Annotated in this window: 8 protein-coding genes, 3 pseudogenes and 1 CRISPR repeat array; all 11 genes and pseudogenes read right to left on the bottom strand. The window is 47.6% G+C overall.

Translation table 11 applies throughout. The annotated features are described in order from the left end of the window. Positions 1 to 10: 10 nt before the first annotated feature. Positions 11 to 649: a CRISPR direct-repeat array (repeat unit 33 nt; unit sequence GTTTCAACACACGTGCCCGCACGAGGCGGGCAC). A gap of 188 nt (positions 650 to 837) precedes the next feature. After that, positions 838 to 1,131, bottom strand: coding sequence for a CRISPR-associated endonuclease Cas2 (gene cas2, locus HMPREF9371_RS00045; protein WP_040660529.1), 294 nt, complete (start codon positions 1,129 to 1,131; stop codon positions 838 to 840). Positions 1,132 to 1,159: 28 nt separating this feature from the next. Continuing rightward, positions 1,160 to 2,023, bottom strand: a pseudogene (gene cas1c, locus HMPREF9371_RS00040) (type I-C CRISPR-associated endonuclease Cas1c); the annotation flags it as partial. A 160-nt stretch (positions 2,024 to 2,183) separates the two neighbouring features. Continuing rightward, a pseudogene (locus HMPREF9371_RS11115) lies at positions 2,184 to 2,333 on the bottom strand (CRISPR-associated endonuclease Cas1); the annotation flags it as partial. Positions 2,334 to 2,517: 184 nt separating this feature from the next. After that, entirely contained in the window at positions 2,518 to 3,678 is a 1,161-nt protein-coding gene (locus HMPREF9371_RS00035) for an HNH endonuclease (RefSeq protein WP_009117704.1), read from the bottom strand. A gap of 9 nt (positions 3,679 to 3,687) precedes the next feature. Continuing rightward, positions 3,688 to 4,296, bottom strand: a complete 609-nt coding sequence (gene cas4, locus HMPREF9371_RS00030) for a CRISPR-associated protein Cas4 (RefSeq protein ID WP_009117703.1) — start codon at positions 4,294 to 4,296, stop codon at positions 3,688 to 3,690. A 109-nt stretch (positions 4,297 to 4,405) separates the two neighbouring features. Beyond that, positions 4,406 to 5,358 (bottom strand): annotated as a pseudogene (gene cas7c / locus HMPREF9371_RS00025) (type I-C CRISPR-associated protein Cas7/Csd2). An 18-nt stretch (positions 5,359 to 5,376) separates the two neighbouring features. After that, complete coding sequence (cas8c, locus tag HMPREF9371_RS00020; protein ID WP_009117700.1) at positions 5,377 to 7,269, bottom strand: type I-C CRISPR-associated protein Cas8c/Csd1; 1,893 nt, start codon at positions 7,267 to 7,269, stop codon at positions 5,377 to 5,379. After that, positions 7,266 to 7,880 carry a type I-C CRISPR-associated protein Cas5c gene (cas5c, locus tag HMPREF9371_RS00015; protein ID WP_050797927.1) on the bottom strand — a complete coding sequence of 205 codons (615 nt, stop codon included), beginning with the start codon at positions 7,878 to 7,880 and terminating at the stop codon, positions 7,266 to 7,268. The genes cas8c and cas5c overlap by 4 nt, the downstream gene beginning before the upstream one ends. A 315-nt stretch (positions 7,881 to 8,195) precedes the next feature. Beyond that, positions 8,196 to 9,944 carry an ATP-binding protein gene (locus tag HMPREF9371_RS00010; RefSeq protein WP_009117697.1) on the bottom strand — a complete coding sequence of 583 codons (1,749 nt, stop codon included), beginning with the start codon at positions 9,942 to 9,944 and terminating at the stop codon, positions 8,196 to 8,198. Continuing rightward, complete coding sequence (locus tag HMPREF9371_RS11110) at positions 9,934 to 11,001, bottom strand: SIR2 family protein (RefSeq protein WP_232203056.1); 1,068 nt, start codon at positions 10,999 to 11,001, stop codon at positions 9,934 to 9,936. Before HMPREF9371_RS11110 ends, HMPREF9371_RS00010 begins: the two co-directional genes overlap by 11 nt. A gap of 139 nt (positions 11,002 to 11,140) precedes the next feature. Next, positions 11,141 to 12,929 (bottom strand): CRISPR-associated helicase Cas3' (cas3, locus tag HMPREF9371_RS00005; RefSeq protein ID WP_040659861.1); only part of this gene is annotated, 1,789 nt, incomplete at its 5' end.

The following is a 12,929-nucleotide window of genomic DNA, read 5'->3' as shown; positions in this document are numbered from 1 at the left end:
ATTCTGTTTTGTTTCAACACGCGTGCCCGCGCTAGGCGGGCACGCGGCACCTTTTTCTGCTCTTCCGGAATTTCACGGTTTCAAAACACGTGCCCGCGCTAGGCGGGCACTGCTGCGCCAGCTCTACCCGGACATTACCGGCATGGTTTCAACACACGTGCCCGCACGAGGCGGGCACCCACATGCGGCGGTTGCCCAGTTGGCCTTTACTGTTTCAACACACGTGCCCGCACGAGGCGGGCACTTATGATTGATGGTTATCATGTGAGTTATAGAGTACAGTTTCAACACACGTGCCCGCACGAGGCGGGCACATCGCCGTTACCGGGGGCGGTATCGTTGCCGTTGGTTTCAACACACGTGCCCGCACGAGGCGGGCACAAATTGCTACGCAATTTCCAACTGCCGAGCAGCTGTTTCAACACACGTGCCCGCACGAGGCGGGCACCCGCATCCACCGATTCTTGCAAACCGAACGGGTAGTTTCAACACACGTGCCCGCACGAGGCGGGCACGATTAAGCAGGTATTCTTCCAGGCTGTGCGGCTGGTTTCAACACACGTGCCCGCACGAGGCGGGCACGGCGCAGCGTCATGGTGCCGATCAGTTTCGGGTAGTTTCAACACACGTGCCCGCACGAGGCGGGCACGGCTTTCTGTGTACCCCGCTTCCTTCAAGGTTTGGAACACCCCGATTCGCTAACGGCTTCACAAAAAGCGCAACGCGAGTGTAGCACAGCCCTTTCAATCACACTCGCACCCTTTAATTCTTTGTTGTTAAAGAACATCACAAAATCGCCAACCTCCCCACAATTTCATGAGAACCACAGGTCAGCGCTCACACAATCAACGTATCACCAAACACATCCACCGCCGCCTTCGCGCCATGATGCTCCACCTTGCCCCGCCATTTGCTGCCCAGATGGTAAAAGCGCAGGCTGTCGGTTTCGGGCTGATAAGTGTCGAGTAGCTTGTTTTTAAGTTTTACCCACTGATCCGGCGTTACGTCGCACTCGAATACCGAATATTGAACGCGCACGCCGTAATCCAAGCAATGTTTGGCAATGCGCCGCAGCCTCGCCTGTCCCGCCGCGTCTTCCAGCGAAATGTCGTACGTAATCAACATCAGCATCATTCGCTCCCGCAGGCTACCTGAAAACTCAACGCATCAAAAACGGCGGATACTCCGCCAAATCCCCGCGCAGATGCCGCGCCAGCAGCATCGCCTGAATATACGGCAGCAGGCCGATCTCCACTTCCTCCTGCAAAAACGGATGCCTGATCTTTTCCTGCTTTTTCACCTGCAAGGCTTGAAAAACCAGCTTACGTGCCTCCGGCTTGATATTCACCGCACCGCTGGCCTCATGCACAAAATCCTGTGGCTTGATTTGCCCGCGGTTAATCAGGGAAAGCACCATCCTGTCCACCCACCACGCGCGGAATTCCTCCAAAATATCCTGCGCCAAACTGTCGCGCCCCGGCCGGTCGGCATGCAGAAAGCCCACCTGCGGATCCAAGCCCACGCCCTGCAACGCCCCGCTGATGTCCTTGCCCAGCACCGCATACAGAAAAGACAACAGCGCATTCACCCCATCACGCGGCGGGCGACGGTTGCGACCGTCGAAATCAAAACCGCTTTTCTCCGCAAGCAAATGCCGGAACACCCCAAAATAACGCGCCGCCGCATCGCCCTCAATCCCGCGAATCTTGTCCAAACACTCCGCCCGCTTCAACTGCTGCAAACTAAAATTCAACGCCGTGACCGCCGCCAGCACCTCCGCATGCTCGCCATGATTGCGCAAACGCCGCTGCAACACCCGCTTGGCCGACTGAATCTTCGCCGCAATAATATGCCGCGCAATCGACACAGGATTCTGCTCCGACAGCCGATACTGCGCCCGCCGCAACAACACATTACCACTCTGCCGCCCCTGCAAGCGCCCCAAAAACCGCCCGTTTTCGGTAAAAAATGCCAGATTCACATTATTTTCGCCGCAAAACCCCATCAAAAAAGGCGACACAAGGGCGAGCCGATCATTCAGGACAGCTCGGATTTTTCGCGATAAACATGCAGATACAAGGCAAAAAGCGCAGCAAGGTTGCACACCTTGCGAGCATTTTTAACGCAGTAGATGCGTGTTTAGCGCGGAAAAGATGCCATCATGAATGGTCGGCTCGCCCTGATACATTGCCGAAACAAAAAATATGCCCGATCGCATGCACTGGCAACTGCGCCACCTTCTTGCGCTCCTGCTCCACCACCAGCGTTTCCCGTTCTTTGTGAAGATAACTGCCTTGGGTGGTAATATAGAGCGTGTTTTGCAGTTTGCGCATGATTTGAATCCCCTTGGTTTTGACCGCACTTTTTTGGAACGGCTTGTTGTTTAGGCCGTTTGAGAATTTACTTAACAATTTAAGTTATGCAGAACACAACATAATTTAACTCACTAGAGTTTTTTCATTTCAGATGACCGTGTTCGTAGTTTTAGTTATATTCATCAATGACCAACTTAATCTGCTATAAATTTTTAAAATAATCCTCATTATTACGAATCATACCTTCAATTTCTACTAAATCATTATTGATACAATCTCCACTTTTATGCGCAAGAAAATCATAAAATCCAAGCTCAATAAAACGGTTCAAGGATTTATAAATCACAATACATACACCACCTTGCTCCAATAATTTTTTATCTTTCTCATCTAACCTTTTAATCTCCCCACATTGAATGCAATAGTTCAACTCCATTCCTATATTTATATTTACAAATAACAAATTATCTATATTTAAAATAGATATAGTTACACCATATGGAACACCTAATAGTTTTTTAAATTTTTTCCCTTCACCAAATGCGCCTGAACCGCATATTTTAGGAGCTTCATCTCCAAATCTATACCATAGCCCCTTATAAAGTTCTTCCATATATTCATTGGAAAATATTGTTTCATCAAATAAACAATGCAAGATACCTATTGCCAGTTTGTTAATAAATCTGTTTTCAGCAAATATATTCTTATTTATTTTACAATGTTGCTCTTTTCCACCTCTTACATTTTCCAAAAAGAATTCTATTCTTTCCTTATCAATCTCGTCAGGACTAGAAAATCCTATTTTAGGTAAGATTTCATCTTCCTTATCAAGATGAGTACACATTATTTTTTTGACTGGCTTACCTTCAAATGCATCTCTAAATGAGAGCAAAGCAAGATGAAAATTTTTCAAAGACCGTTCGGCAAAAATAAAATATGCTCTAGTTTTTTGCTTTTTGACTGTACGAGGATTTCCACCTGAATACCAATATAATCGTTCATCATCAGGTCTAATCCAAAAAATCTGCTCCCCTAATGGACCCAACCAATATTCACAAACTTCATTCTCTTTTATATGTGGTGGCTTTAAATCCCCTATACCCATACATTTCAATGGAAGAGGTGTGCAATTATCAGGGTTGAAAAAAGCATGAGACTCACTATTTAAATAATTGAAAACCAGCCAATCTTTTTCGAAGGCAGCATCCACAAAAAGACCTAAATTATTATTACATTTTTTACACACCTGACGAGTTTTAAATCTATCTGAAATAAAATTTCCTCCAAGAAATTGAGGAATTACATGCTCTAAACTAAACTCATCATCTTCTTTTTCTTCTCGGCAGTATATACAAATTTTCATATCAAAATCCTATTCATCCCCAAACAACCCCGCCACATACCCCACCGACCTATCCTTCTCCACCAACTTCGGCTGACAAACCTCAATCAACGAACAGGCTTTACAGCGTTTGCCGTATTCGGGCAGCGGGGTAATGCCGCTTTCTAGAAGTTCACGCACTTCACCAATCACTTGCAAGGCTTGCGCCCGCAGGCTGCCTGAAAACACCACCGGCATGCGGTGGCGGGTTTGCATATACCACAATGCGCCCTCTGCTATCGCTTGGCCGGTCATTTCCTCCAGGCACAGGGCTTGGGCGCAGAGCTGGATTTCGTCGAACGGTTCGGGCTTGGGTTTGCCGCGTTTGTATTCGACGGGCTTCAGACGGCCTGTCTGCATATCGCGCTCGACCATATCCAATACGCCGTGTACGCCCAAGTTTTCTGCCGACACATGCACGCTGCGCTCGAAACGCACGCCCTTGCGCGTTTCCGGCTCGCCGCCGTCCACCCGCTCATGCAAAGCACGGCCTTGTGCGGTCAAATAATTCTCCGCCCATGCTTGCTCGTTATGAATCAAAGCACACTGGCGCGGACAAAAGGCGTAGTGTTGCAGGGCGGAGAGCGGGATGCTTGACATGGTATTTTTTTCTCATACACAAGCGCTTGAATTGATAAAAAATCTCTATATAAAGCGCTTGTTATGATGCGTTTTTATCACTAACAAGCGCTTATTGTGAGAATTTTTACTACAGCATTTCTTCCACACTCACGCCGTTTAGGCCGTCTGAATTCACGCTGATACGGTAATCGCTGAATGCGGCTGCGGGCGTGCCGCTTTCGCCGTGGATGCGCTCGACTTTGACGGCTTCAAAAAGTTTATGTGCGGGTTCGTTGCCGAGTGCGCTGTCGTGTTTGAAGACGATGAGTTTGCGGGCAGCCATTTCACCGCGGGCGGCGGAGCGGTCGTGCTCGAACATAAGCTTTAAGGCGTTCCACAGTTGTTGCAGGTCTTCATCGGAGAAACCGGTTTTGGCGGCAAGGTTGGCGGAAACGAAGCCGTGCACGCGGTAGAGTGCGTAGGGGACGATGTATTTGCGCCCCATCATTGTGTCTTTGCCTTCGTTTTTTTCTTTTTCCGATGCCACAGCCACTCTCGTAATAGCAACCTCCAAAGGCACAATAGGGTCGATGGATTGGGCGAACGCCAGTTGTACAGGACCACGCACTTGCCCTGCTGTTTTCTTCAATTTACTTTTTCTTCTCCATCGCCTTTGTCTTTATCAGATTTCCCTGTACTTAAAACGGCACCAAATGTTCTTACATCAAAGAAATTTTCACACATCCATCTTTGTGCCACATCCTCATATGGCATTTCAGGGCGTTTGTTTTTCTTCTTGTTTTTTTCATATTGTTGCCACTCTTCAAATAGCTGCTTTAGCTCTTCGCTTTCAACATAAGCCCGTTCAATTTGAAGATTAAGCACACTTTTTTCTTTCACAAAAATCTCATAACCACCTTTTCCTGCGGCAGTCATTTCTACAAAATTTCGGATTTTGCGTTTCAGGCACACATCGGTAACCAAGCCTTTGCTGGATTCGGGATCGAGGCGCGGCAGATTGCCTGCATCGGGGTCGCCGTTGGGGTTGCCGTTGCTTACGTCGAAGAAAAACACGAATTCATAGCGGTTTTGGATACTCATTACTTTATCTCCTTGGATTTATTCGTCTTCAGAATCAGATTCTGTGTTCAAATGATTGGCCTGCTCAATGTCTTCCGGAATATCTCCACCTTCTTGCTTGCTGTATTTTTTGAACCGCTGTTGGTAATAACCAATGACAAAACGGCCTTGTTCTTCCAGCGATAAATGGCGGGGGAACGGGGTTTCAGCATCAAAAACGCTGACAATTTCCCCAACTTTGTTTTCCAGCCAATTGGCCAGTTTTTTAGAATCTCCTGTTACCCATTTTGCTTTTTTACCTTTTCTCAAGCCAGAGATGTGGGTACGGTAATTATCCAAAAGCAAGGGGAAAGTGCTGTGCGGCGAACTGGAAGCACCGCCGTAAAATTTATCTCTCACACCGGCATTCAACTCCCCCAAAGCAGATGATTGCGCCAATTCGATAATGGCAAACAAACGCCCCAAGCGGTACGGAATGTCTTGAGTTTCTTCATTAAGCCCCATATCAAACTCCTCTTTGCATAAATTGTTACGTTTTAAAACCGATTTAATTACCGCTACCCGCAGGCCGCTAATAAAGCCGTCCGAGCGGATACGGCCAATCATGCGCGACAGCATGGTTTGCGGATAATGCCTGCCCGTTAAGATGGCACGCATGTATTCCCCTGCCAATTGCGGCGGAATGTCTTTGCTTTCCGACTTTTTCAGACGGCCGTCGGCTCCTTTGCGCTTGGGCGTGGTTTCCAGCAATATCCGCCAAACGGAAGGCGGTTTTGCACCCCATGCAGGCGGGTTAATCGACAAATCATCACGATGTTTTTTGATATTTTCCGCCAGCTTGCCAAACGTGGTATCCAGCCAAAAACGGATGGAAATGCGCGAAGCATTGGGTGCCAAACCCAAAATGTAAAAGCGAGTTTGGTCGTCCAAATTCGGATCGATTTCCCGAAGCGGTCTTCCTTTGGCCATTTGCGCCAAAATATCGAAGATTTTCTGGTTTTCCTGCTCATCGTTGGGCGGTGTCATCGCGGCGGCAAAAAAACCTTCCGCTGCCTCAGCTTGCTCGGACGTGGCGGCTTCTGCCCAGAAAACGGTGCTGGCATCGCCGATGGTCAGGCAATGGTCATCATTTCTTAGCAAATAATTTAATGCTGTCGTATAAGCAAATGCAGCTTGTTCGGAAACTGGTGCATTTGCCCCCTTTTCTTTTCCATACGATTTAAATGAATCTTGATTGAATGCAACAATAGAACAGCCAGAACTTTGCCCCCCAGCTAAAGTCAGGGTTCGTCCCTTAATCGCCGGATGCAGCCGCGCAATCGGTGCTTGTTCGCCGCTTACCAAACACAAGCCCTGTTCGGCATCATCGCTTTTCAGACGGCCTGCCCACAATGCCTGTGCCGCTTCGCGCTGATGGATATAGCCGCGCGTGCCGTCCAGCCTGAACACCACATTGGCATCGAGCATGTCAGGCAGGCACGGCGGATGGGCAAATTGTTCGGGCTGCCAACGCTCCAAAAAACGGCGCAAGGCCAGCAAACCTTCGTCTTGCGTGTCTTTCAGGGCTTCTAAATGCAGTTCTCGGAAAGCGGCAAAGGTTTTTTCAGACGGCCTGAACGGCTGCTCTTTGGCCGTGGCTTTGTCTTTATTGGCTTCCACGCCCAGCGCATAGGCGGTTTTGTCCCACAAAAAATTGGGCTTCACGCCTGACGTGCGCTTTTCAGGGCGCGGGACACTCATCAGGCGGGGCTGCGGCTTTTTGTCGTCGGTGAGATGCGGCACCACATCCACCAACAGGCCATCTGCATCCAACACCAGCACCCAGCCGATTTTTTCCTCACTAAAACCATAGGGCGGCACCTTCGGATGGCCCGCCACATCGGTTTCCGACGACAAGCGGCGGTAATAACGCGCAAGAGAGGTCAAAATCATTTTTTCACCTCCTCGGCAAAAAACGGCGGCACATGAATCACCCCGTTTTTCATCTCCGCACGAAAAAAATGCGGCAGATTGCTGCCGTCGAAATCAATATCGTGCAACATCCAGCCCAAATCGCGGTCGCGCTCGTTTTCAGGTAGCTCCGACTCCGGAATTGAATCCTCATCCACCCACGCAAAATGCGCCGGAAACTCGCGCACGCCCATGCAAGGCTGCTGGAAGCACTGCCCTTTTGCGGCGCGGCGTTTAAACATCTCAATATGCTTGGCAATCGTTTCGCCCTCACCCGCCCGCGCAGTCAACACCGCATGCGCTTCAATCACATAGCCGACATCCTTCAACACCGTTGCTGCGCGCTGCTGACGGTCATCCTCAATCAGCGCATACAAATCTTCCACACGCTTGCGCCGCATCGCCCCGCTGACCTTACTGGCCGAAATCTTGCTGCCCAACTCATTGCGCCGTACCGACTCGAAGCGAATCGGCTTCAACACATGAATGCGGTCAATCACCCAACGAATCGCCGGCTTCCAATGCACTGCGGCCAAAATCCCCCGCGCTGCTGAGGGCGTCATCACATCGTAAGAGACGCGCTCTACCTTCATCTCGGGGCGGGTAAAGCAGGCGTAGTCGCCCCAGATGTGGAGTCTGATTTTATTCTGCACACTATGCTCCTTTGGTTATTTAACACACGCCTCCCCGAAGGGAGGCGGATTTCATCGCTACTTATACCAACTTTGGTTTCAACCCACGCATTCAGTTAAAAATACGAACCGTTTTTCAGACGGCATTGCAAGCGGCCAGATTTGTTTGAAATTTTGCAAAAATTTAGACAAATCCGACCAACTGTAAATTTAAAAATTTTTAAAAATCAACAATACTCTCAAATGTTGTTTTCCAAAATTCAAATATCATTCTTACTAAGAACGAACCTGTCTTCGTAATGCTTCCACTGCTTTTGGTATAGCATCAGGTTTAGGTTCATTATTTGCCCAATCAGACCAGAACTGTCGAGTAGCACTTTCTGGAGCAATCTTCGGTTTGGCAAGTTTAATTCGTGTAGGCAAGAGAATAGAATCCCCCAGCAATAATGCTTCCCCTAAATCTAGTAGCGGCAATATATCGGTAATTCCACCCATTGATTCAGGTAACAAGCGCTTCACAACACTTTGATCCTGATCATTGGTTAATCGTAACACCAAGAAATTATTGCATTGACTTAAGATTGTTCGGCTAACGTCCGAAGGACGTTGGCTGACAACCAGCAAAGACACACCATATTTCCTACCTTCTTTTGCAATACGTTCAAAGGCCTCCAATGCACGCTTTTCTGCTGCCTCCGCAGAGTCACGGACTGGAAGATATAGATGTGCTTCATCACAAATAATTGTCAGAGGATGGCGGGAATCTTTATCCATCCAAAATTGAATATTGTATAAAAGACGTGCAAGAACTCCTGTAACAATTGGCAAAACATCTGACGGCACCTCGGAAAAATCGATAATTTTTATCCCTTTTTGGCTATCCGAAACAGAAAACAGCTTTAATAGCATATTTTCCAACCATTCGTAACCATTGCATTCTTCAGGTGGTTGGAACATAAAGCCGCAGCGCCTGTCTTCTATTTTAGCTTTCAGACGACCTATAAATCTTGTAAGTCTGCCATTCCAATCTCCTTTTATATCCTTGCCATTTGCTCCCACTTTTGTCCCTGTATCATCTGCATTCAAAAGCTCGAGTAATGACTGAATAGGATACGGAATTGGTGAATCTACTGTAAAAGTTTCGAGAACCTCTTGTTTATCTTCATCCTTTAAGGTTTTTTCTTTCAGCACACGAACGTGTTCGGTAAAGCGTGCAGCCTGATTCGGAGCATTATCATCACTGCGGTCAAGAATCAAAGCCAGCATTTCTTCTCGATTGAGCAACCAATACGGAATAAACAGGCTACGATCATCAGAACCGTCCAAATCCCCCGGTCCTGCAATACGATATTGTTGAGCAATGGCATTTTCGCCTTCGCACAGGGTGGTATATTCTCCATGCATATCAAATACAATAAGGTTAGCGGCTTTTAATGCTGCTGCACGTTCCAATATCAATGCAACCGACCAGCTTTTACCCGAGCCCGTACTTCCCAAAATGGCAGCATGCCGTTGAAAGAATTTATCGCCGTTTGCCACCGCAATCGCCGTTTCATCTGCCATATAATGACCTAGTATCAACCGCTCACTTTCTTCAACATTGGCTGATAAAAGATTCATAAACAGCTGCAGATTACTGCCGCTAACATGAAAGCAATCTCTGTCTATTTGTGGAAAGCAATCGGCACCGCGTTTGAAAATATTGCTCAAACTCCCATCTACAGCTTTGTAAGTGCCAATTAAAACAGCCTTGATAAAGTCATCTTGGCTTTCGCCTAGCGGAATCTCTCCGTTATCAGATGTTTCTTCCAATAACAATTTTTCACTGATAGAACGCGTTACCCGTTCAATAATGCCGATAAGGTATTCGCTAACCGTTCTCCCTCGAATAGCAATCAAATTGCCTACAGCGATACTAGTCATTTGTTGGTGTTCTTCAACCGAAATCAGAACACGGCTGGTATCTACCGTTACTACTCTACCTAAACGGTCATCTTCTTTAAAATTCAATATTTCATTTGCCATTCTCTAAAACCTCTTTTACAAAATATTCAACATCCCACCACTGAACATCAGGAATGAAAAGTTCTCCTTGATTATCGACAACTATTGTTCCAAACGGGTTTTCACCACAAATTAATGCCTTACAATTTGGCGAATCTTTTAATATATTTTTTGCATTGTCTGACAAGCCTCTTGTCAGAAGCAGTGTTTTTACACCGCTTTTAATTTTGCCTGTCAAATGTGTTTGAAGATGGTCGTCATTAAAGCCGTATCCAATACATAAAATTGAAGAAGCCGAATCAATAGCTTCATTTGCTTTTTCTCGATGAACATCGAACGGTTGCCCGTAGCCTTTTTTATACTTTCCGACACCAGGAGTAATAATTAAAGGTTCTTCTAATTTACCTATGCAGCTTGTCATTGGAACATCTTCAACCATAAACCAATCCAAGCTACCGTGAGGTTTAAAAATTTTGATATGATCTCGGTAAACTAATTTTGATTTTAAATATCTATTTTTTACTGTTCTGATATCTCTTACCTGCAATTTGCCGCTCAAATCAGGATCATGCTTACCCCAATAACGACCGACCATCATTGAATCTACGCCCCAACTTTCATATTCTGCGGCAAACTCAATCAATCTATCGTAATTAGTCGTAATCACACGGGAAACTTGGGGATTTGAAGCTGAAACATGGGGAAGTAAATAAGAAAATTTGAGCTTCTGATTATCAGTAATACATTTATTTATCGCTTCTTGTTCTTTAGACAAAACGTACTCAGCCGTTATCCTGATAATTGCGGTTTCTATTGTTTCATTCGCCTGATGCTTCAATAACGCACCTTCCAAGCCGTATGGCTCAAGACAATCAGAGATGGTATTCCATATTGCCTTATCTGAATCACTGAGATATTCAGGCATCCGCTCTTTTAATCTATTGGCTAGCGCATCCATTCCCGGCAAACCTTCTGCACAAGACAGCCCCGAACCAACAATAATGACCAAATTATCAGTAAAAATTGTTTGCAGCCATTTTTTTAATTCATCTAGCTCTATCTCTTCCACTTTTCTCACGTTTCTTTTAACTCCACATAAATGATAAATACTATTAAAAGTTACAAACAGCTTATTTTTGAAACACAACCAGTCAGTGAAACATCATATTAAATTATACAAATATAAAAATCAACTTCCAAAGTTGGTAAAATATTTTTTATAAAACCGATTTTTCTGCCTCTAGAAAAAACACATCCTCCCACCACAACCCCGCCACTTCATCATACAAATCCAACCCGATCAGGCTGTAAAACTGCTTGCCAAACTGCTTTTCGTTAACTGTTTCTATCTGCCCTGCTTTGAACAGGGCTTGCAAGGTGTTTTCGGGGATTTGTACGGTGTAGGGCTGGAGCTTACGCAGCAATCCGCCGATTTGGTCTGCATGGCGCAGGCTGTCGATCAGGCGTTCGGCTTCTTGGTCGAACGGGATAATCAGCGGCTGCATATGGGTTTCGATCATGCGGAATTCGCGGGCGATGGTTTGGAAGGGGAAGTTGAGGCTGTTGCCTGCCTTCTTGTGCATGTCGAGAATGCCTTTGCCGTCTAACTCTTTGCCTTTTTCTGCGTAAACATATTGGAAGTAGCGGCGGATGGCCTGTGGTGAGAGCAGATCCTCGGCATGGTGACGCACGACTTCGCGCATGGCGGCGGAAAGGAGGCCGAGTTCGGCAGGGGCTTTCCACCGTGCTTCGGGGGCAAATACCCAGACAAAACTCTCTTCAGGCAGCCTCTTTCCTTCGCGGTTGCAGCGCCCGGCGGCTTGGGCAACGCTGTCCAATCCGGCTTCGGCGCGCATCACCAAGGGAAAGTCCACGTCGACACCGGCTTCAATTAAAGAAGTCGCAATCACACGGCAAGGTTGACCGTTTTTCAGACGGTCCCGGATGGTTTCCAATACTTGGCTGCGATGTTTGGCGCACATCAGGGTGGTGAGGTGGAAAACGCCGTCAAGCTGTTTGGCGCTGTCGTACAGGCTGCGGGCGTGGCGGCGGTTGTTGACGATGATGAGGATTTGCGGATATTGCCCAAGTTTTTCGAGCAAATCGGCATCGGTTTGGGTGCCGATATGTTGCACGGTGGTGCGGCGCAGTTTGTCGAACAGTTCAGGCGGATTGGGGGCAAGTTCGCGGGTGTTTTCCAGGCCGCGATAAAAGCCGTGTTCGGCTTGAATGGCGGGCTGGGTGGCGGTACACATGACGACGGAGCAATGGTAGTTGCGCGCCAGCTCTTTAACGGCCTGCATGATGGGCAGCAAGAGTTTGAGCGGCAGCATTTGTGCTTCGTCGAGAATAATCACACTGCCGGATATATTGTGCAGTTTGCGGCAGCGGGAGGAGCGGTCGGCAAACAGTGATTCGAAAAACTGTACGGCGGTAGTCACGATAACGGGCATATCCCAGTTTTCGGAAGCCTGCCGCAGTTTGTCTTTGCTGTGCTGGTCTTTGAGTTTGCTGTCGTCAAACGTGCTGTGGTGCTCCAGCACGGCATCCTTGCCCAAATCGCCAAAAGCCTTGCGGAACTCGGCGGCGTTTTGTTCGATGATACTGGTAAAGGGAATCACGTAAATCACGCGGCGCATGCCGTGGCGCTTGGCATGTTCGAGGGCAAAGGCCATCGAGGTGAAGGTTTTACCGCCGCCAGTGGGCACGGTCAGGGTGAACAACCCTTTCTCTTGCGCAGCCTGTATTACGGCATGGTCGAGAATGTCACTGCGCAGGCGGTTTAGGGCGGCATTGCGCTTATCTTCTTCGGTCTGCTGCGGCTTTTCGGCAATATGTCGCCTGAAATCGCCGAGAAAGCGGTTAAAGCGTTGCTGTAGTTGCAATAAATCGGGATGACCGCCGCGCTGCACGGTTTTGCCTTCCAGCCCCGCATAAAAAGCTTCGGTGTCGAGATAATCGGCATCGACCAGACAGGAGTACAACATGCGGGTGAAAAAAGCCACG

Source organism: Neisseria shayeganii 871 (genome assembly GCF_000226875.1).
Classification (GTDB): Bacteria; Pseudomonadota; Gammaproteobacteria; order Burkholderiales; family Neisseriaceae; genus Eikenella; species Eikenella shayeganii.
The sequence above is the reverse complement of the archived record's forward strand: the minus strand, read 5'-3'. Positions and strand labels throughout refer to the sequence as shown.